A 20,337-nucleotide genomic window follows, 5' to 3' on the forward strand; every position below is an offset into this window, starting at 1 on the left:
GCTTCGTTCAGCCGAAGGCGTTGCGGGACAGATGTTCCTGGGCGAGCCGGCGCAGCGCGGCGAGCACGGTGTCGCCGAGAACCGTGCCGACGATGACGTATTCGACGGTCTGCTCCACCGACGGCTGCCGGGCGACCACGGCCACATCGACCGCGGCGACCCGTTCCACCGCCTCGGCGTATTCGTCCAGCGCGCCGACGAAGTCGTCGTGACCGAGTTGCCGCAGGGTGGCGCACACCTCGACCAGGGTGGCGCGGGCCGGGTTCTCCTCGAACACCTGCCAGCCGCGCCGGGCCAGCAGTTCGTCGACCGCGGCACGGGCGACCGGATCGCCGCCGGGCCCGGCGGTACGACGGAGATCGAGCGCGTACTGCGCCTTGCCGACCGCCTGCCAGGTGGAAAGGTCACCCCCGTCCAGGACTTCGAGCACCCGCGCGGCATCGGTGATCGACATGCCGCCGATCTCGATGAGCGCGCGGACCAGGCGCAGCCGGCGGGCATGGGCGGGGCCGTAGTCGACCTGATTCGCGTGCGTGCGTTCGCCGGGTGGTAGCAGGCCCGCCCGCACGTAGTACTTGATCGTCGCGGCCGACACCCCCGTGGTGCGACTGAGTTCCGCGATGCGCAACAGACCTCCCGGACGGCGGTTGACAGGTGACATCGAGTCTATGACACTCAGTTATCGATAGTTCTACTATCGATAGTCACGTTTCCACCTTGCCTCGGGAAGCAGGTGCACCATGACCGATTCCGCTCTCACCGTCCCCGACCGCTCGCGCTGGTGGCGCGGGCACACCCCGCTGATGTGGCTCGCGGCGGCGATGGCCGCGCTGGTGGTCGTCTCCCTGATCGGGACGGTCGCCGACCATCGCACGCTGACCGGGCTGCCGATCTGGGACAAATCCGTGAAATTCGCACTGTCCGTGGCGATCTACGCCGTCACCTGGGCCTGGCTGCTGGCCGGCGCGCGGCGCCGGTACCGGCTCGCCTGGTGGGCGGCCACCGTCGCGGCGGCCGGGCTGGCGCTGGAGATGGTCGTCATCGTCGGCCAGATCGTGCGGGGCACCACAAGCCATTTCAACAACACCACCGCGTTCGACGGGATGCTGTTCGACATCATGGGCGCGTCCATCGTCGTCGTCTGGGTCGCGACACTGGTCGCCTCGATCGCGGTGGCGGCCGACCCGGCCGCCGACCGGGCGCGCGCGGCCGCGGTGCGCTGGGGTACGGTGCTGTCCCTGGTCGGGATGGCGCTGGCATTCCTGATGTTCCTGCCGGCGCGCGGGGAGCCGCGGCCGCCCTCGATCTCCGGCGCGCACACCGTCGACGCACCCGACGGCGGGCCGGGCCTGCCGTTCCTCGGCTGGAGCACCGCACACGGCGATCTGCGTATCCCGCACTTCGTCGGAATCCATGCGCTGCAAGTGATTCCACTGCTGCTGGCGGCGGCCGAGGTTCTCGCCACGCGCATTCCGGCACTGCGGACGGCGGCGGTACGCACCCGGCTGGTCACGGTGGCGGGGGCGGGCTACACGGCGATGCTCGCGCTGCTGACCTGGCAGGCGATGCGGGGGCAGTCGATCGCGCACCCCGATCGGTGGACCTGGGCGGCCGCCGCGCTGATCCTGGCGCTCGCCGGCGCGGGCGTCGTGCGTGCGCTGCGCGCACCCCGCGCTGCCGCGGATCCGGCTGCGGCGGCGGGGTTCCCGGTATGACGCAGACGCTGTTCACCGTGTCGTTCTGGTTCGCCGCGCCGTTCTGGGCGGTGATGATCCTCGCGCCGGCGTGGCGGCGCACCGGGTGGCTGGTCTCGTCTCCGCTGATCTGCCTGCCGCCGCTGCTGATCTACATCATCCTGATGACACCGCATCTCGGACAGTTCTTCTCCGTGCTGACCCGGCCCGATCTGGCGGCATTGCAGGAATTGCTCGCGACCGCTCCGGGGGCGGCGGCGATCTGGGCGCACCTGGTCGGCTTCGATCTGCTGCTCGGCCGGTGGATGTATCTGGACAGCCGGCAGCGCGGGATATCGCCGATCCTGGTGTCGCCCATCCTGTTCGTGACGATCTTCTTCTCCGCGATCGGCGTGCTGGTCTATCTGCTGCTGCGGACGGGGTATCGGCCGCCGGTCGCACCGGCCGCCGAACGGACGCCCGTCGCGGGCTGACCCCGACGGCGCCCGGCCTCCGCCGCTCGCGTGACCGGGTGCCACCCGGTCACGTGGATGGCCGGGCGACGGTGAGCGTCGCGACGGTGCCGCCACCGGGGGCGGGCTCCAGAGTGGCTGTGCCGCCGTGGATTCCGGCGACCCAGCGGACGATCGACAATCCGATGCCGTGGCCGGTACGCGAGGCGGTGGCGCCGCGATCGAACGGATCCGGCAGGGCGGGATCGAGTCCCGGCCCGTGATCGCGGACCGTGATCCGGCCACCGGTGAGCTCGGATTCCGGAGCGGCCGGCGGCTCGGTCCCGCTCGGTTCGGGCTGGCCGGGCGGTCCGGAAATTATTGTGGCGCCGATGATTCGGTCCGCAACTGGGACGCCGGCCGCGGCTCGGTGGCGGGCGATCGGCCCGGGCTCCGCGGTCACCGACACTTCCACTGCGCCGTCACCGTGGACCAGGGCGTTGTCGACGAGATTGCGGATCGCCAGCGACAGGAGCTCCGGATCCGCCTTTACCACAACCGGTTCCGCGGTCAACCGGATGCCGGCGGCGGGGAAGTCGGCGATCACGCCCTCCACCAGCTGGTCCAGGCGCAGGGGTAGCCGTTCCGGTTCCGCCACACCGGTTTCCGTGCGGGCACGGGCCAGCAGGCCGGCGACGAGGCGGGTCATGCGGTCGGTGAGGCGGCGGACGTCGGTGAGAGCGGTGCGTTCGTTGCCCGCGTCGCGCAGGCCCGCGTCGGTGCGCAGGCGCAGCGCCGCGAGCGGGGTGCGCAGTTCGTGGGCGGCGTCGCCGAGGAAACGCTCCTGTTCGTCGAGCAGGCGCAGCGCGGACCGCATGCTGATCCCGGACAGCAGATGTCCGGCGAGGGCGGCCAGCGCCAGCAGGGTGGCGCCGCCGATCTCCAAGGCCAGCACCAGGTTCCGGTGTTCGTGCGCGGACGGGCCGGGATCGTCGGCGGTGACCACGACCGCGCCGACGGTGGAATCGTCGGTCCACACCGGCACACCGGCCAGACGGGCCGTGCGGCCGGTGCTGTCGGCACGGGTCGCGGCGACCGAATCCTCCTCGGCGGCAACCTGATCGGCGACCGCCCGCAGCGCGTCCGGTGGGGGCGATCCGGCCCGGCGGTGCGCGAAGACCTCGCGCCAGGGCCCGTTGCCGTCGCGGGCCAGGATGACGATCGCGACCGTGTCCTGCACGAGATCGTCGTCGCGCACCGCCTCCAGGTCGACGGCGCCGTCGTCACCCCAGGTCACCTCGCGGGCCAGGCCACTGGCATAGCGATCGAGGCGGTCGTCGAGGGCGCGATGGCGGGACTGCGCGTCGACGGTGCCGGCGAAGGCGCCGAGCGCGATCAGGCAGATCGCCGTGATCGCGGTGAACAGCCCGGTCAGCACCCGGCGGGCGCGGCGCAGCCGGGCGACCGCGGGCCGTGGATCGGAGCGGGCGCTCACGGTGTGAGCAGGAAACCGACGCCGCGCACGGTCTCGATCAGCGGCGGTGCGCCGAGCTTGCGGCGCAGCTGCACGATCACCGCGTCGACCACATTGGAGGCCGGTTCGGCCATTTCGTCCCAGCAGCATTCGATCAGTTCGGTGCGCGTCACGGTGACACCCGCCCGGTCCGCCAGCAGCTCCAGCACCCCGAACTCCTTGGGGGTCAGGGTCAGCAGGATGCCGGCGCGCTGGACGCGCCGCCGCGCCCGGTCCACGACCAGATCGCCGACCCGGGTCTGCGCGGCGGCGGGCCGGTCCCGGCGCCGGCACAGCGCCCGTACCCGCGCGGTCAGCTCGTCCAGCGCGAACGGTTTGATCAGGTAGTCGTCCGCGCCGTCGGCGAATCCGTCGAGCCGGTCGGCCAGGGTGTCGCGGGCGGTGAGGATCAGGACCGGGGTGCGGCCGCCGGCCGCCCGGTGCGCGCGGATCAGGTCGAGCCCGTCACCGTCGGGCAGGCCACGGTCGACCACCAGGCAGTCGTAGTCGTTGACGCTCGCCTTCAGGTCCGCGGCGGCCAGATCGGCCGCCGCGTCGACCGCGAAACCCGCGCCGCGCAACCCGGCCACCACCTCGGCGCTGAGCTCGGGATCGTCCTCGCACACCAGAATCCGCATCCCACTCATTTCAGCACAGGCAGCACACCGGGGATCGGCCGTGGCGAACCGGCCAGCACCTCCGACGCCGGCACGCCGAGCCACGTCTCCGCAAGCGTCGCCTGGAATTCCGCCATCGGCACGGTGGCGATCACGTTGTCGTCGGCGTCGAGCCGGCGCAGCGACGGCGGCTCGCCGACCAGCCCGGCGACGGTCGGCCCGAGCAGCAGGGCGGTCCCGGCGGCGCCGTGGTCGAGGCCGTATCCGTCGTTCTCCGGTACCCGGCGGCCGAATTCGCTGTGCGCGGCGATCAGCACCCGGTCGGCGAGGCCGCGGCGGGCCAGGTCGTCGCGGAATGTGCCCACCGCGGCATCGAATTCGGCCATGAGCGCGGTGAACCGGTCCGGATGGCCGGTGTGCGTGTCGAAGTCGGCGTCCATCGGCACGTGAACGATCCGCACCCCGAGCCGCTCGTCCGCCAGTAGCTGTGCGGCCAGGCACAATTGGGCGCCCAGACCGGTGTCCGGATAGCCCGGCCACTCCGGCGGCAGCCCGTCCGTCGCGTCCGAGAACCGCAGTGCGGTGGCCGTGCCCGCGCGAGCCGCCGCCAGCAGCGGGCCGTCCGCGCGATCCGGCCGCGACAGTGCGCGGTGCGCGGCCAGCCACGCCTCGGTCAGCTCGTCGTCCTCGTCGAAAGCCGGGAATCTGCCGTAGTTCCCGGGATCCACCGACAGCGTCGTCACCCGCTCGGCGGCCAGCGCCGGGGTCGCGCCGAGCCCGAGCGAGACGCCGGCGGCCGGCGCGTGCGGATCGCCGAGTACGTCGCAGAGGCGGCCGAGAAATCCGGTGTCCGGCCGCGACCGGCCGTCCGGATCGCCGGTCTGCCAGCGGTTCATCATCTCGAAATGCGACAGGTCCGGTGCGGCGACACCGACTCCCGCGACCACCGTCGCGCCGAGCAGCGCCACCCGGGTGAGCGCGGGGTGGTAGCCCCAATGCCCGTCGATGGCGTGCAGTTGCCCGGCCGGGATCGCGGTGTTCGGCCGCAGCCGCCGATAGTCGGGGTCCCCGATCGGCGCCACCATCGACAATCCGTCACAGCCACCGGCCATTTCGATCACCACCAGCCGCCGCTGCGGCACCGGCCCGGGGCGCAGCACCGGCCGCCGCCACCCCTTCCGCGCGCACGCCCCGAATACCCCGGTGGCGCCGAGCACTCCGGCCGCGGCACCGGCCCGCAGCACCTTACGGCGCTCCACCGTCGTTCGATTCATGGTCGTCCGTCACTTCCCGTGTCGTGGAATCGTTGTGGGGCAGGGGTGGCGGGCACCGCCGGAATCCGGTGCCCGCCCGGCCGTCGAGGGGATCGGCCGTGAGTGGTCGCGCGTCACATGTCGGGCAGCAGCGGCGACGGTCCGCGCCCGGCACCGGAGTACCGCCGGGCACGCGGGTAAGACCGTCGCTCACTCATGCGAGCGCGAATTCCGGTGAAGCCAGGATCAGCGCGAGCACCACCGCGGACCGCCGCAGCGGATCCCGGTCGCGCAACCGCGCGTGGAGTTCCCGCGCGGCGGAAACCGTTGTCTCGGAAGGTTGATAGAGCCCGGCGCGGGCGAAGGCGGCGGCCACGGGATCCGCGGCCCCGGCGATCTCCGGCAGTGCCGGGGCCCGCACCGCGAGCGCGGACCGGGCCAGCGCGCGACTCGGCGCCAGCCACTGCGGACCGGCCGGCCACCCGGCCACGCTCGGCGGCGCGAACGGCACCTGCCCCAGCGCGACGAGAGTGTCGTAAGCCGTTGCCGCGTCGTCGATTCCGCAGGCGGCGAGGGCGGCGACCACCCATTCGATCGGATACCGCGGCCGGGTCCCGCGCGCCGCCGGAAACGAGTCGTCGCGCAGGATCGCCGAAACCAGCGGCGCGATCTCGAGATTCGCGCCCCGGAACACCAGCGCCAGTTCGTCGAGCCGTTGCGGCGACGGATCGGTCCCGAGGAAGAACCGATGCAGCGCCCCCGCCACGAACCGCGCGCACGCCGGATGCTCACAGATCGCGTCGATCACATCCCGAGCACCGGACACCAACCGCCCGAACATGATTCCCGGCAGCACCGCCGCGGCCTGACGATCGAACCGGACTTCCAGATTCTCGCCGACACTCCACCCCGCCAGCGCGGTCGCCGCCGCCCGCACCTCGGCCTGCGTGTAGTTGCCCCGCCCGAGCGCGAACAGCTCCATCAGCTCCCGCCCGTAATTCTCGTTGGGCGCCGTCGCCTCCGACCCGTCCCCGTCGAGATACCGCAACATCGCCGCATCGACGGTGACCGCGTCGAGCAGGGTCCGGAAGTTCCCCAGCGCGTGCCGCCGCAACAGCAGATGCTGATCCCACATCAACTGCCAGGAATCGACCTTCTCGTGACTGGAGGTCAGATGAGCGTGCCAGAACCACACCATCTTCTCGTGCACCCCCGCCCCCGGATGCCGCATCGCCCGCATCCACTCCGCCAGCGGCCCGGCACCGTCGTCCTCCGACTCCTCGTCGAACCGCGGCAGCCCGGGCGTCACCGCCGGCGCCGCCAGCACGGCCCCCACCACCCCCTCCACATCCTGCCCCACCCGCGACTCGACGTCCCCGGGAAACGGCCCGAAGGTGGTGCGCCGCAAGATATGTGCGATCGTCCCGCGTTCCTCCATGCCGCAAACGATCGCAGGGGGCGAGTGAGGGAATCGTGAAAAGGATCCGAGACGTTGCGACGACAAGAATCTCCGCGATACTGTTCGGACAGTTTCGTAGCATGCTGGCTACTCGTCGGGGGAAGAGGTCGTCCGGTGAAGGAAATGCTGGCTCGCCGGATCGCACAGATGCTCCTCGCGACTCCCTTCATGTCTGCAGCCGAGATCAAAGCCCAGCTGAGCAGCGAATTCAGTGAGAGCAGCAGGTCGATCATCAACAGCGTCCTCTACGCTCGCCGCAAAGATCTGTTCGAGATCCTGGGGACGGAGCAGCCGCCGATCTGGGCAGTGCGAGAGGAGGCGGTCGAGCTGGTCAGATCATGGCAGGATATGCCGGACACTGACGACAGCTCGTCCTCTGTACCCGTCGCGCTGGATATCGAGTACTCGGGGCCACCGATGCGTGCGTGGCAGCAGGAAGCGATCGATGCCTGGATCCGGGCAGGGCACCGCGGAATCATCGAGGCGGTAACCGGTTCCGGAAAGACGGCGGTCGGGATTCGTGCGGTGGCCATGGCTTTGGACGATGGTCGGCAGGCGGCCGTGCTGGTACCGAGCATCGATCTGCAGAAGCAGTGGTACGAGAATCTCCGAACCGCTCTGCCGAATTGCCGGATCGGGCGGCTCGGTGGTGACGCCGGCGGACGGTTGCCGGAACGATGGGATGTCCTGGTGTCCACCGTGCAGACCGGTGCGCGCAGAACGTTGTTCACAGGGTCTGCTGCGGGTCGGGCGCTGCTTGTCGCCGACGAGGTGCACCGATACGGAGCCAGCGCCTTCGCTCAAGCACTCACCGATGACTACGACTGGCGGCTCGGGCTCACAGCGACGCTGGAACGTACCGACAACGCCGTCGAGGATGTCCTGCTGCCATACTTCGGTCACCAGATCGCCGGCTGCGACTACGCTCGAGCTCAGGCCGACGGCATCCTGGCGCCGGTAAAAGTTGCCTTGGTCGGAGTGGACTTCACCCCGAGGGAGCGCGCGGTCTTCGATCTCGCCGATGACACCGTCCGACGCACCAAGGACGTGCTGATTCACAAATACGGTGCACCGGAAAACCCGTTCGGGGAGTACATGGCTGCCGTACAGCAACTGGCCAAGGACACCGGTGGTGCAGCCCGGTTCGCGAATCGATATCTGAAGGCTTTCAGTGACCGGCGCGAAACCCTCGCCGATTGCTCGGCCAAACTGAAACTGGTTCGAGCACTGCCGAGTACCGGCTTGGCCGCCACGCGATCCATCTTCTTCACCGAGCGGGCAGCGACGGCCGGTCAAGTGGCCGTCGCGCTCACCTCCGGCGACGTCGCGGCAGAAACGCTGCGTTCCGGGCTGACCCCGGCGAACCGCGACAAGATCTTGCGCGATTTCCGCGACGGCGAGTTGCGGGCGCTGGCCGCACCTCGGGTACTCGACGAGGGCATCGACGTGCCGGACGCACAGGTCGGTGTGGTTCTGGCCGCGAGCCGGACCCGTCGGCAGATGATTCAGCGGATGGGACGGGTGATCCGGCCGAAGGCCGATGGCCGCGCGGCAATCTTCGTGGTGATGTTCGTCCGTGGGACATCCGAGGATCCCGGGCTCGGCGCACACGAGGCGTTCCTCGACGAACTGCAGCAGATCGCGGACGAACAGATCATCATCGATGCGGCCGATCTCCCGGAAGTCCTGCAACGCTGGCTCGGGACGTCCCCCGAGCAGTCGATGCGCGCGCCGACCGATACTCGCGGACACGGAGCCGCCGCACCGAAGCCGGCGTCCGCACGCCTCGACAAGCGGGTGCACGAGAGTGCGCCGAAGTCCACACTGTTCAGAGAATCGAACGATGCCCCCATCTCGACACCGAGCACGGTGCCCACCACGACGGAGGACCAGGATCTTCTCGTCGAGAAAATCGTTGCGGCTTTGGAGCCTCTGGACGGCCTCGCAACAGCACAGGAGCTGTTCTTCCAGTTGGGTATTCACGATACTGTGGACTTGCGAGAACTAGCGAGAACCGCGGCGCATCACGCCCGTATCGACCTGTACGAAATGGAAGGGCTGGACTTTGTCGCGCTGTCGGTCGACCGCGGCGGCGCCTCGGACGACCGGCTGAAGGCGTTGAAAGACATCGTGTTCTGGGCCAGCGAATCATCCGATCCGCTCTGGGAATTCCGCGAACTTGTCGGCCGACTCGGCCCCGTGCGGATACCACACGAGCGCCTGATCAGGTTCGCCGCGACTGTCCGCGGCACTGTCCCGAGCGAGTTGATCCGGCTGCACTGATACGCTTCGGCCAGAGCATCGAAATCTCGCTTCACCGAACGATGGTCGCCGCCCAACTGGGTTGCGACTGCAAGAAGACGAAAGCAGTGGATCAGCAGCACAGGCGCGATCTGCGCGGCGACCGCTGCCACTCAGACAAGCGGCAACGGCACGTCCGGGGTGATGTATTCGCACCGCGTCGTTACCTGTGGTACGCCGTGGTGCCGGATCCAGACCGAGATCCGCCCGGTATTTCGTGCGGATCCCCTCCTGCCAGCCGTTTTCCAGCATCGTAGACACGATGGCGGTAACCGAAGGTCTTCTCGTCATGGACCTGGCTCATCTGTATTCGCCGTATTGTCAGTGGTATTCGGATCAGGCGACGGTTGGAACAGTGTGTCCGCGCGCCGGTATTTCAGGTTTCTGCTACGACTGTTGCCGACCTGCTCCAGAAGCCCTTCCGAAACCATGGTCCGCAACCACCGGCGTGCAGTCACATCGGTGAGGTCGGCACGGATCGCTATCTCCCCACGCCCCAGTTCTTCGCTTTCGAGAACGGCGAGGATTTGCGCGCGGCGATCCGCCGGCTGCGCGCTGGATGGCGGCTGCGCGGCGGTGACTGTCAGCCGGTAACTGGTCCACCGTTTGGTGCCGATCTGCTCGGCCAGGCCACGGGCAACCAGATTCTGCAACTCCGCAGTGGCCACCCTCGAATCGACGCCCGTCGCTCTCCGGTACGTCTGATTGTCCAGAAGATCACCGTCACGCAGCAGAGCCAGTCCAACACATTGACCGTCGGTCAGTCCAGCCTGCCGCAGACCCCGGATCCAGGCGACGACGTCGTCGCCCAGCAGCGCGTGATTTCCGAATGTCACCGAGAAGTGCGAGATCTTGTCCCGGAACTCGGGCGGTCGCATGCCTGCGGCTCGAAGCGCGGCGACCATCGTACGAATACCCGACCCGACGTTCTCACATACCGGTCGGCCGTCGTCCGGCAGGACCACGTCACGCAGAATCCGCAGCAGCATCGCATTCCGAGAGGAGGAGATACCGTCCTCACCGAGGTCGTCGACGGTGACCGTCCCGAACAGGCCGCCGGGATTTCGAACTACCAACCGGTCCGGATACATCTCCACTTGCACCTGGGTGCCCCGAGAGTCGGGTGAAAGGTCGCGGTGCACAACGGCATTGACGACCGCCTCGCGAAGCACGATCTCCGGGTATTCCCAGATATCCTCGCGACCGAGCCCGTTCACCACGGCGCGGCGAGTCATGTTGCGTCGCAGCGCTCTCAGGACCTCCTGCAACATAACCGGTACGGGACCTTCTGCCACGATCGAGTCCAGGTACCGGACGCCGGAGCCGATCTCGGCACCGTCGACTGTCGGATAGTGGACAAACGAAACCATCAACTGCGGAAAGTAGTGCTGCGGAAGGCGTCCGAGCGACAGCAACCCACCGACGGAGAGCACACTTCCGGTTTCGTGCGGCACGAGCACCTTCGCACTCCGCAGCACACCCCCGTCATCCAGGTCCGCGTAGGCATGCGGCCTGGTCGAACGCAGTCGATCGATATATCCGCGTAGCGCGATCGGATCCAGATCGTCGACACCGGTTCCGGGCACCGGCTCCTCATCATGCCGAGGCTGGCCACGATTGGCCAGCATCAACTGCACCTCGTAGCTGGTCATCTTCCGGTCGCTGTCGCCGACCCGGATGTAGCTACCGTTGACGATGCCGGCGCCTGGGTTGAAACACGGCTTCTGATCTCGCGGAAGCTCCGGCACCTCCGCAACCACCAGCATCACACTTTCGAACAGCAGAACCTCGACGATCGGCCGAAGCGGCGGCTCCATCTTGCGCGCCAGATCCACCAGATCGGCGGAGATCTTGCCGGGATCACCCACACCTGTGGCAACGAAACCGGAATGCTCGTCGAGACCGAGCACGATCACCCCACCGTCGGTATTGGAGAACGCCGACAACGTCTCGCGCAGCCCTTGCGGAAGTCCGCCACCTGCGCGCTTCGCCTCGATTCGGAGGTCGTCCCGACCGATCGCGCGCAAGCAGTCCACCACGTCAGCCAGTTCCGCCACGTTCATCGCGCCCCCATCATGCTCACTGTCATGCTCACCATCATGACAGTGAGCATGACAGTGAGCATGACAAGCGGGCGTGGCCGTTGACCATCGCGCACCGCAACCTCGAGCAAATCCGATAAATCGAGGTCGATATCCCATTTTGGAAGATTCGTACGAGGGATCGGCGGGCGAGAGGGTTCTGATGTGTCCGGCGGGGAGGTCGCCGAACGTGGGGACGGTGGCCCACGCCCAGTCGTATTCACGGTCGCCGTGTTCACCCGGCCGCGCCGAGGCCCGGTGCCATGCGTGTGCAGGTGCTCGGGCGACGAGGGTGTCGCGGCGGCGGCCGCCGAGATCGGCCACACCGTATCGGACCGGGACCTCGAGAACGTAGGACAGGCGGCGGGCCTCGCAGAATGCCCGGAACCGGCCGTCGTGGCCGTAGACTGCGTCCGCGGCCACCCCCCCGCCGGCCACTCCAGCGGCCAGGGTCCGGGCAATCATCATCTGCGCAAGCCTGGGCTTCGTCAAGACCTGAGCTGCAACGACTTTCGGGTATAACCGCTTCCGTACAGCGATCGCGATCGCCGATCCACGACTCGGGCAGGTAGAACTCCCTACCGCTCAGGGCCCGGCCCCAACGCCCGGCGTAGGCGAGGAATACTCCGAGCTGGGAATTCTCCACATGCACATCACCGAACCAGATGCAACACAACGAAATACAACTGTCTCGCAGAGCGATATCAATTCGAAACTATTCTGTTGACTATGTTTTCACGTCAACTCTCGCCGACCTCGGTTGCCACTTCGCGGTTCTGCCACTCCCCCAACGTAATCAGGCCGAACCTCCACTCGGTCCGCCCGTTCATATTCCGTCCTGCCACCACGGCCGCGGCAGCCGACGGCGATGGGAATGGGTAATCACGTGTGAACACGGTCGTCCCGTCTCCACGCTGCCGCAACACGCCTTCCTCTTCCAGTCGCCGGCGTAGCCGGCCGTAGCCGTTGTCGGCGCCGGTCCAGGACTGTCTCGCCGAAGACCCCTCGAGCACCGTGAATTCGCCGTCGACCTCTCGTGCTCTCGCCACCACGTCGTACTTCGGCATCCGCAGCAGGAACTCCGGCCCTACCGGGACGCTGCCGCTCACACGACTCGACACCGACCGAAAGATGTTGATGCCCAACACCGGAAGCAGGATCAGCACCTCCAGGATAAACGCCTCGATGACCGCAGTATCCGCTTCGGACAACCTCGGAAGCGGCGGGGTCGTGCCATTGGTCAGGCTGGTTCGACCGGCAGCCAGGGCCAGTCGGATGAACCGTGACTCCAGATACCGTGCGTGCGACTTGGTCAGATGCGTGTCGGTGCTGGTAACGACGACAGCGCGATCCCAGAAGTCTTTGCCGCCAACGGTTTCCGGCTTCGCATGCTGCTGCAAGCGGTTGCGGACCTCGTCGCCTTCACCGATATACGCCAGGGCGCCACCGGTTTCCGGATCCTCACCCAGCAAGATGTAGATGCCGGTGCGCTTCACCTCGTCCCGGCCCAGCAGTGCGGGCAGGTCCGAGCGGGGCGCGGCCACCACATGCCCGGTCCAGTTCCCGACCTCGGCGGTCAGCAATCCGCCCGGTGTACCGTCGACCAGGAACAATCGGACCAGCTTGCCTGAACTCATCGGCTGAAGTCCATCGATGGCCTCGGCCGGCCCGCAGACGTTGCCGGACGAGTACGGCTATGCATCGTGGACCGGACGGCTCCGGCATGCAGACTCGGCGATCTGCTTCGCCAGCGGCAGCACCAGCGCGAGCGCGGCGATCGCGAGATCGGTGAGTTGCTTCTGCCCGACTTCCTCCAGCACCGCCCGCATCAATACGTCACGGTCGTCCCAACCGTAATCGGCCGCTTGGACTGCCATGATCTCGGCCAACTCCCGCGGGGGAACCTGATCGAGGGAACGCGGTCCCAGGTCACGGCACTGTGTGATCTCCTGCCCGGCAACACGATAGGTCAGCAGATTGGGATCGCCGAGATCCAGCTCGTCATCGACCAGTAGATCTCCCCGGTCCACCGCAGCAGCCAATGCGTGGTCGAGCTTGCGGCGCACGTCGTCGCGCTGCCTCGTCCGAGCCGCCGCCACGTAGGCGGCGCGCAGGCGGGCACCCGTCACCGGGCCCTCGACTGCGACGATGCTGACGAAGTCTGCGGCGATACCGGCATGGCTTGCGAGCGTAGGGCTTTCCAGCTGGCCGATAAAGGACAGATATGGCTTGATCGCGTGCGGTCCACACGATTCGTTGCCGACGGCAGAACTCGATCCCGCGCCGTGGGCCTGCTGCGGATCCCACAGATCGGGAAACTCCCCCACCAACTCGATATCAGCCTCGGCGGGAGCCTGGACCGGACCGACAGCGGGCCTGGGCATCGCCGATTCGACGGCGTCCGTTGCCGGGACGAGGATGTCACGGGTTTCCACCATCTCGTCCGCGATGGGCCGAATCCCGAGCCCTTCCAGCAACTCCCACAGCTCACCGAGGCAACGCTGTGCGTCGATGATGAAGTCGAACTGCCGAATCCGGTGGAACGGCCACTCACAGCGCTCCAGATCGCGCTGGGCGTCGAGTTCCAGGCGGAATTCTTCGGGGCCCGCCCACCGGTCCCCGTCGCATTGAACCGCAAGCAGCCCTTGCCGTCCGACCACGACCATGTCGATCTCGTATCCGGTGTCGCTGTGGTGCGCGACGACCTGATAGCCCCGGTCCACGATGCAATTGAATATCTGCTGCTCGAACAGCGAGTCGAACGGTTCCACGATGCGATCGTCCGGAACTCGTTGCGGCGGTTCGGTATCAACCAGGACCCGCTGCTCCACCTGCTGGCAGTAGTCCAGCAGCTGGAAGCGCATATCGGCACTGTTGGTAAGCTCGTCGGCCCGTACCGAGTGGAACACCCACAGCTGGTCCTTGGCCCGGGAGACGGCGACGTTGTAGCGCTGCACAGTGGTGTCGGTGGTCTGTGCGGTGAGCCGTCGATCAGGACCGGGAGCAGCGACCATCGACAGGAAGATGACATCGCGTTCGGCGCCCTGGAAATCGGCGGCGTCACCGCAGCGCAATTGCCGACGGTCCTGCTCCTCCGGCGGAATGCGGTTCATCAGTTGCTGGGTGAGCAGCTTGACCTGCGCCGTGCCGGTTAAGGAGATGACGCCGAAGGTCTTGCCGTCGTAGCGTGGGTCGGCCAGGCAACGTTCGAGCTGGTCGACCAGCCGATCGGCTTCGATGGGGTTGGTGCGATTCGATTCGTAACTGCCGTCGGGAACGTACACGGAACGTATCGGCGGCAGCCGGTCGCTACCGCAGCGGCGCACGGGAATCAGGCGAACGCCGTCAGGTGCGTACGCGATCCTGTTCGAGAACTCGATAATCTCGGGCACACAGCGCCGATGTTCGACGAGGGTCAACCGGGCTGGGAAACGCACCAGTGCTTCATCGAACAGGCTGCGTTTGGGATCCGACCACGATGCCTTGAATTCATCGTCGTGCAGATATTGTGAGACCAGGCCCTTGACCTCGGTCTCGTCGATGCCGACCGCTGAGGGCGACACCTGCTTGTCGTCACCGATGACAACGATGCGCGGAGCAAGATACTGCAGGAACACCGCTTCCTGACCGGCCTGAGAGGCCTCGTCGACGATCACGACGTCGAACATGTTCTCGTCGACGGGGAACTGCTCGACGAACCGGTAGATCGGCATGATCCATACCGGCACGGCATCCCGGCAGTTTTTCAGCGCCGCCCGGATATCGGATCGCCGTTGTTCCGCGTGCATGCCGGTACCTTTGCCGAGGCGCTTGACCAGCTGTGCGTACTGCGTCAGGTATGCCTTGGCCTTCTGGGGCAGCCGGCCGGGCCCGACCGCCCGGTCCCACGCGCGGGTGACTGCCAAATGTTCCGATACGGCTCGCAGATCCGCTTCCACCGCGTCCAGCATCCGGCACAGACGATTGGCCTCGCCACCGGACTGCTCGAACAGCCAGCGTCCGGCCGCGGCCCAGTTCCATGCCGCCTCGAACGCCGCCAAGCGAACATCCCAAGCCGGATCACCAGGAGCCGCGGCCACCGCCTCGCGGAGCTTCGGCACATTCTGCAATCGAAGCCCGAGTTCGGTTCTGCGGTGGAACTTCTCGTGCACCGCGCGGAGGGCAGCCAGTCGCTCGTGAGCGAGCCGGTAATCCGGCGCGCGGCGATGACGCACGGCCGTTTCGAGCGCCAGCCGGCTGGGTGATTCGTGCCGGTTTGCCGGCGCAGCGAGTTGCTGCGCCAACGTGTCGATCGTCGCGTTCGCGGTCTGCCATTCCGCGATGGCGTCCGCTGCCGCGAGGACTTCCAGGGCGAGCCGGATCTCCCGGAACTCGGACCACGACGGCACCGGGACAGCACATTCCGACAATGAGACGGCCGCCTGCCTGAGCCGGCTGTCGAACTCGAGTACCTGCAGCAGGATCTGCAGCATTCCTCGATGCCATGCCAGCCGCTCGTGATGCGTGTCATGTTCGGGGATGATCGCGGAGCCCGGCCACATCAGATCGAGCGCGTGTAGCTGGCGGCCGATGTGCTCGTCCCGCAGGAATTGGTCAAGTTGTACGATAGATGTCGGAAAACGACCGTCGACGCGGACGCGCTGGAACAGCTCAGCCGACTCTTTCACGGTCTTGGGCGTCAACAGACCGGTTTTCGGTGAGCCATCGGCGTTGGTCTTGAGCGGACCGGATTCGGCAATGTGGCGTTTCAGGGTTTCCGCCAGCTGCGCCAAGCGGCCGCGGTCATCTCCCGTCACCGACACCTCGGTATAGCCGAGCGCGGCCACCGCACGGTCGAGCTGATGGCACATCTGGCCGATACGTTCCGCGCGGGCGCTCCACTCGTGCGTACGACGAGCACGAATATCGTCGAGCGCCTCGGCAACCCAGGCCTCGGGTCGGCGCCGCAGCGCGGTGTCGGTGGATTGCACGACGAGCAGCACATCGCGCGCCCGGGCTCGGACCTCCGGTGTCAACAGTGAAATTTGTTGCAACACAGCCTGGTTCCGTAGATGGTCGAACCCGCGGCAAGCCGCGTCTGCCTCCGCGAGTCGAGTGCACCACCGCTCGAACTCGTCCGGTGACGGAATGTCGTGCAGAGCGACGGATTCCGGTCGGTCCGCCTCGGGATCGTCGAGGCTCACATCCACCAGCAACGCCCGCCACTCGCAGATCTCGACACCGGAAGCCGGGACCGCGGTGCCCAGGCGCGCGTCCGCGAGACTCTCGATCCACTCGAACAAGGGCCGATCGGCACGATACCGTGTGGCGATCTCCGCGAGAGTTCCCGAGTAACCGGCGATCTCGTGGCGGGACACCTCGTGCTCCCGGACCCGCAGCAATTGCCGCTGCAGGTCGGCGCGCTGGCCACCCAGCAGGCGGACCCGGCCGAGAGCGAGGTCGATGCGCCGGCGATTGGTGATCGAATCGTGACTGTCCGACTCGCCTTTGATGGTATCGACCGCAGTACGCAAATGTGCGAAATCGTTCCGCGTAGTGCCTACAACGGACACGGCAAGGCTTTTCACGCCGTCAGGAAGCTGGTTTCGCACCTCTTCCAGCGCGCGGTCGGTCTGGGCGGTGACCAGCACGCGTTTGCCCTGCGCTAGCAGATGGGTGATCAACGCGGCGGCGGTGTGGGTCTTGCCGGTGCCCGGAGGGCCCTGCACAATCGTGTGCGCATGGCTGTCGACGTGGCGCAACACCTCCAGTTGATATCGATTGAGCGGCTTCGGCAGGAAGCAGTCGTCACCGTGACGAACCATCGCGCCGTCATCGACGGGGCCGGCGACCTCGGGGCTGAGATTCACTTCGACCAGGCTGCGTACACCGGCGGGGACGACGCCGGTGTCCCGGATCCGATCGGAGATGGACCGAAGTACCTTGACCATCCCGGCCTTGCCGCGGCGCCGGAGGATGACGGCCGGGGCGTACGTGGCGGTCGGATTCTTCGACGCGCCGACCGGCCGCAGGTCATCGAGGTAGACCGCGTCGGAGTTGATGCAGTGGATCAGCATTTTGACCAGCGCGCCGGCGGGCTCCCGGTCGAACGGTTCGGCGCCACCGTCGCGGGCGGCCTCTTCTGCGCGAGCGAGGTCCTTGGGTGCGGCAAGCATCGAATTCTCGAGGATTTCCGGCAGTTCGACGGTCCACCGTGTGGCATCGGGGTCGATCGCGACCGCGACGGTGCCGAGTTCGGAGTTGAAACGGAATTCGACCGCAACGGTGAGAACATGCCGCTTCACACCGCGCGCACCGGATACCGACCACTCCAGGCAGCCGATGCCCAGGACCGCTTCCAGAGTCTCCGAGCCGACGGCCTGCCGTGTGTACATCTGATAGAGAGTCTGGTAAAGCCGCTGCGCTTCCAGCTCGATGCGCGCGCGTTCGGCCCAGTGCCGCCACCGAGTCAGCCACAGACCGAAAGCTTCGGATACCTCCGGGTGGCGGGACAGCAGTTCTGGTTCTTCGCCGGGGGCACCCGGGAGGCTGTCGCGTAGTGCGGGTTCGGTGGCCGGATCATCGATGGCCTCGGCGTGCAGCCAGGGTCGCACGATGTATTCCGTCTCCGGAGGTGTTGTGACCGTGACCTTCTCGACGCGCAGAAACGGCTGGCCGGAAGTCGCGTCCGTATAGGAAACAGCCGCGTGCTCAGGCAAGTCGGCGATCCACAGCACCGCTCCCTCACTCGCGTAGGTGCTGATGTGTTCAATTCTGGACATTCCGACGGCCTGTGCGCGCGCCAGAAATTCGAACAACCGCGCGCCACGATCGGCCAGACTGCCCGGGGACGCCACTGCCCCACCCTGCACACCGGACACGAATCCTCTCCCCTCCCTCAGCGCCTGCCCGCGCTCTCGGTCAACGCTCTATCCACTACACGGTCGGTGGCCGGTCAGGTTACCGATTGCTCGTTTTCGCTTATGCGAGCCACGAGCTCGGTAATCCGGGAGTCGGTGGTGCCGTACTCGAATCGCAGGTGCGACAGCAGGCGCTTGTACAGTTCGAGGCCGCCCGACCGATTCACCCAGCAGGGTGAGTCATGCGGCCTGTTGCTTGCGGCGATAGAGGACATCGGTGTCGCAATTGCCACGCGCAATGGATAGATCTTCGATGAGCACCTGGGATGAAGTCAATGCCTCTCGATAGTAGTTGGCTTCGAAATGCATGTCCGCCAACGTCATTCGTGTCTTGATCACATCGTCGTCGGTGTCGCCGAGCTGATCGGTTCGCACCGACCACGGTGCCCAGGACGACGATCGCATGGTCGTACCGCGACTCGTCGGCGCTGTCGCGGGCGAACTCCACCGCCCGGCGGATATCGTCCCTGGTGTACTCCTCGACAACTCCGTGAGAACTCATCGGCGACGGAACTTCTCGGTGCCGAGCCGAATCCGCCACGCAGGCCAGCGCATATACATAGGCCGGGCTGCGGACGTCGGTGACCTCGGGACGGGAGTGGGCTTCATGGTGATCAGGCACAGCGTCCGGTTCCACGTCACCGACGGCCAACACCGTATCGCCGCGATCAACGGCCGCGGCCGTGACCGCACCGCCATCACCGGCAGGCCCGCGAACCAGGTCGCGGACTTCCGAGGTCCAGGTACCGCAGAACAACCGTTTCGTTCGTTATCGCCTGCCCTCCTGTGGAATTCGATGCACCGATACTCAGACGGCGCCGAGGGCGGCGGCGATCACGACGGGTACGAGGTACAGCAGGGGGTAGCCGATGTGGGTGTAGGCGCGGGCTCGGAGGACGGTGAGTACGGCGCCGAGGAAGTACAGGGTCAGGCCGATTGCCGCGGCTATGCCGATGGCCGGAACGGCCAGGCCGACAAGGAGTCCCACCGCGCCCGCGGCCTTGGCGACGCCCAGCCACGGCCACCACGTGGCGGGGACGCCGTAGTCGGCCAGGGGCTCGACGACCCACTTCGCCTTCAGGAACACCGATACGGCCGAGAAGCCTACCCAGGCGGCGGCCAGGATCGTCACGACGATGTGTGCGACCGACATTGCGCTCTCCGATCTCGACGGAGCCGGAATCGTCCGGCTCTCACAGCGAGTCGCCGGGGGAGGCGGCGGCTCTGGGTATGGGACGAGATTCGGGGCGGGAGTGTGACATCGGAAGTGGGACGGCGGGACTGTGGGTCAGCCGGGGCCCGGGTGGAAGTGGGTGCAGCCGATGGGGGTTCGCGGGGGTGCGGGGCCCGGGTCGGGGTCGTCGCCGCGCATGGCGGTGATGTAGGGGCGCATGCCCAGGGCCATGTCGACGCAGGCGCCGAGCAGGGCGTCGAGTTCTTCGCGGTCCACTCGGCGTTCCACCACCAGGCGGGTGCCCAGGATCGGGAGGGGGAGGGGGGTGCCGGTGCGGTCCCACCAGAGGTGGGTGTCCCACAGTTGGTCGATGTGGTGGGGGGCCCAGCCGGGGACCGTGCGGATCACCTGTAGCCGGCCGAACTCGTTGCCGGACTGGTCGAGGACCAGCAGGTGGAACAGGTCGGGGGTGCGGGGTTCGGTGGGGTGGGGGACGAAGTGGCAGAGGGTGCCGCCGGTGGCGGCGGCCGCGGTGGAGCTGATGCCGTGCAGGATGGTGCCGATCGCGGCGCCGTCACCGCGGCGCAGCACGGTCGCGTCGCCGCCGCGCGGCTCCACCAGTACGACCGAGCCGTCGGTGTAGGTGAGACGGTGCCGGGGGCCGGGGGGCCGACCGCGGCCGAACAGGGCGCCGAGTCGTGAACCGCGCTGGTCCGGGGCGGGGACGGCGACGGCGACCGGGTCGTCCGGTCCGCGCCGGAAGGCGAGCGTCCACACGCCGGTACCGGCCGAGGCGTCGCGCCCGATCCGGCCCTCGATCATCATTGATCCGTTCCGCAGGCCTGGCATGGGTCAGATCGTAGAACTGTGATCTAGATCTCACTGGTAAATCGGACGTATCAAACGCTGGCGAGT

General features: G+C 67.3%; 14 protein-coding genes. 3 read left to right on the forward strand and 11 right to left on the reverse strand.

Annotated features, from left to right (window positions below):
* Window positions 1–7 precede the first annotated feature (7 nt).
* Window positions 8–661, reverse strand: coding sequence for a MerR family transcriptional regulator (locus NRB56_RS17750; RefSeq protein ID WP_227837881.1), 654 nt, complete (start codon window positions 659–661; stop codon window positions 8–10).
* Window positions 662–740: 79 nt separating this feature from the next.
* Here NRB56_RS17750 and NRB56_RS17755 point away from each other — a divergent pair, with 79 nt between their 5' ends.
* Window positions 741–1,715 carry a hypothetical protein gene (locus NRB56_RS17755; RefSeq protein ID WP_227837883.1) on the forward strand — a complete coding sequence of 325 codons (975 nt, stop codon included), beginning with the start codon at window positions 741–743 and terminating at the stop codon, window positions 1,713–1,715.
* Window positions 1,712–2,167 (forward strand): ABA4-like family protein, encoded by a 456-nt coding sequence (locus NRB56_RS17760; RefSeq protein WP_153343542.1) that lies wholly within the window; start codon window positions 1,712–1,714, stop codon window positions 2,165–2,167. Before NRB56_RS17755 ends, NRB56_RS17760 begins: the two co-directional genes overlap by 4 nt.
* Window positions 2,168–2,216: 49 nt before the next feature.
* Here the strand turns inward: NRB56_RS17760 and NRB56_RS40160 are convergent, their stop codons facing one another.
* The 4 genes from NRB56_RS40160 to NRB56_RS17780 all read right to left on the reverse strand — a co-directional run bounded on the left by NRB56_RS40160 (window position 2,217) and on the right by NRB56_RS17780 (window position 6,946).
* On the reverse strand, window positions 2,217–3,620 hold the full coding sequence (locus NRB56_RS40160; protein ID WP_153343544.1) for a sensor histidine kinase: 1,404 nt from the start codon (window positions 3,618–3,620) through the stop codon (window positions 2,217–2,219).
* Window positions 3,617–4,276 carry a response regulator gene (locus NRB56_RS17770; protein WP_153343546.1) on the reverse strand — a complete coding sequence of 220 codons (660 nt, stop codon included), beginning with the start codon at window positions 4,274–4,276 and terminating at the stop codon, window positions 3,617–3,619. The genes NRB56_RS40160 and NRB56_RS17770 overlap by 4 nt, the downstream gene beginning before the upstream one ends.
* A 5-nt stretch (window positions 4,277–4,281) precedes the next feature.
* Window positions 4,282–5,529 (reverse strand): DUF1501 domain-containing protein, encoded by a 1,248-nt coding sequence (locus tag NRB56_RS17775; protein ID WP_153343548.1) that lies wholly within the window; start codon window positions 5,527–5,529, stop codon window positions 4,282–4,284.
* A gap of 193 nt (window positions 5,530–5,722) precedes the next feature.
* Window positions 5,723–6,946, reverse strand: coding sequence for a DUF1800 domain-containing protein (locus tag NRB56_RS17780; protein ID WP_153343550.1), 1,224 nt, complete (start codon window positions 6,944–6,946; stop codon window positions 5,723–5,725).
* A 144-nt stretch (window positions 6,947–7,090) separates the two neighbouring features.
* Between NRB56_RS17780 and NRB56_RS17785 the strand changes: the two genes are divergently transcribed.
* Window positions 7,091–9,250, forward strand: a complete 2,160-nt coding sequence (locus NRB56_RS17785) for a DEAD/DEAH box helicase (protein ID WP_227837955.1) — start codon at window positions 7,091–7,093, stop codon at window positions 9,248–9,250.
* A gap of 305 nt (window positions 9,251–9,555) precedes the next feature.
* Here NRB56_RS17785 and NRB56_RS17790 read toward each other — a convergent pair whose 3' ends face one another.
* The 6 genes from NRB56_RS17790 to NRB56_RS17815 form a co-directional block, all read right to left on the reverse strand.
* Window positions 9,556–11,817: an ATP-binding protein gene (locus NRB56_RS17790; protein WP_227837884.1), complete on the reverse strand. Its 2,262-nt coding sequence runs from the start codon at window positions 11,815–11,817 to the stop codon at window positions 9,556–9,558.
* A gap of 272 nt (window positions 11,818–12,089) precedes the next feature.
* Window positions 12,090–12,986, reverse strand: coding sequence for a GIY-YIG nuclease family protein (locus NRB56_RS17795; protein ID WP_153343554.1), 897 nt, complete (start codon window positions 12,984–12,986; stop codon window positions 12,090–12,092).
* Between the two features lie 57 nt (window positions 12,987–13,043).
* Window positions 13,044–18,209, reverse strand: coding sequence for an AAA domain-containing protein (locus tag NRB56_RS17800; RefSeq protein WP_153343556.1), 5,166 nt, complete (start codon window positions 18,207–18,209; stop codon window positions 13,044–13,046).
* Between the two features lie 219 nt (window positions 18,210–18,428).
* A complete protein-coding gene (locus NRB56_RS17805) occupies window positions 18,429–18,623 on the reverse strand; it encodes a hypothetical protein (protein ID WP_194290895.1) in 195 nt (64 codons plus the stop codon).
* Window positions 18,624–19,056: 433 nt separating this feature from the next.
* Entirely contained in the window at window positions 19,057–19,401 is a 345-nt protein-coding gene (locus NRB56_RS17810) for a DoxX family protein (protein ID WP_153343560.1), read from the reverse strand.
* A gap of 135 nt (window positions 19,402–19,536) precedes the next feature.
* Window positions 19,537–20,271, reverse strand: coding sequence for a hypothetical protein (locus NRB56_RS17815; RefSeq protein ID WP_153343562.1), 735 nt, complete (start codon window positions 20,269–20,271; stop codon window positions 19,537–19,539).
* Window positions 20,272–20,337 lie beyond the last annotated feature (66 nt).

The organism is Nocardia aurantia (assembly GCF_009604425.1).
GTDB classification, from domain to species: Bacteria; Actinomycetota; Actinomycetes; order Mycobacteriales; family Mycobacteriaceae; genus Nocardia; species Nocardia aurantia.

What these genes read in the sequence shown, in the direction of transcription:
- NRB56_RS17775 (WP_153343548.1), bottom strand. Translation starts at nt 5,529, where the DNA reads ATGAATCGAACGACGGTGGAGCGCCGTAAGGTGCTGCGGGCCGGTGCC.
- NRB56_RS17760 (WP_153343542.1), top strand. Translation starts at nt 1,712, where the DNA reads ATGACGCAGACGCTGTTCACCGTGTCGTTCTGGTTCGCCGCGCCGTTC.
- NRB56_RS17755 (WP_227837883.1), top strand. Translation starts at nt 741, where the DNA reads ATGACCGATTCCGCTCTCACCGTCCCCGACCGCTCGCGCTGGTGGCGC.
- NRB56_RS17810 (WP_153343560.1), bottom strand. Translation starts at nt 19,401, where the DNA reads ATGTCGGTCGCACACATCGTCGTGACGATCCTGGCCGCCGCCTGGGTA.
- NRB56_RS17790 (WP_227837884.1), bottom strand. Translation starts at nt 11,817, where the DNA reads ATGATGATTGCCCGGACCCTGGCCGCTGGAGTGGCCGGCGGGGGGGTG.
- NRB56_RS17785 (WP_227837955.1), top strand. Translation starts at nt 7,091, where the DNA reads ATGCTGGCTCGCCGGATCGCACAGATGCTCCTCGCGACTCCCTTCATG.
- NRB56_RS17780 (WP_153343550.1), bottom strand. Translation starts at nt 6,946, where the DNA reads ATGGAGGAACGCGGGACGATCGCACATATCTTGCGGCGCACCACCTTC.
- NRB56_RS17770 (WP_153343546.1), bottom strand. Translation starts at nt 4,276, where the DNA reads ATGCGGATTCTGGTGTGCGAGGACGATCCCGAGCTCAGCGCCGAGGTG.
- NRB56_RS17815 (WP_153343562.1), bottom strand. Translation starts at nt 20,271, where the DNA reads ATGCCAGGCCTGCGGAACGGATCAATGATGATCGAGGGCCGGATCGGG.
- NRB56_RS17795 (WP_153343554.1), bottom strand. Translation starts at nt 12,986, where the DNA reads ATGAGTTCAGGCAAGCTGGTCCGATTGTTCCTGGTCGACGGTACACCG.
- NRB56_RS17750 (WP_227837881.1), bottom strand. Translation starts at nt 661, where the DNA reads ATGTCACCTGTCAACCGCCGTCCGGGAGGTCTGTTGCGCATCGCGGAA.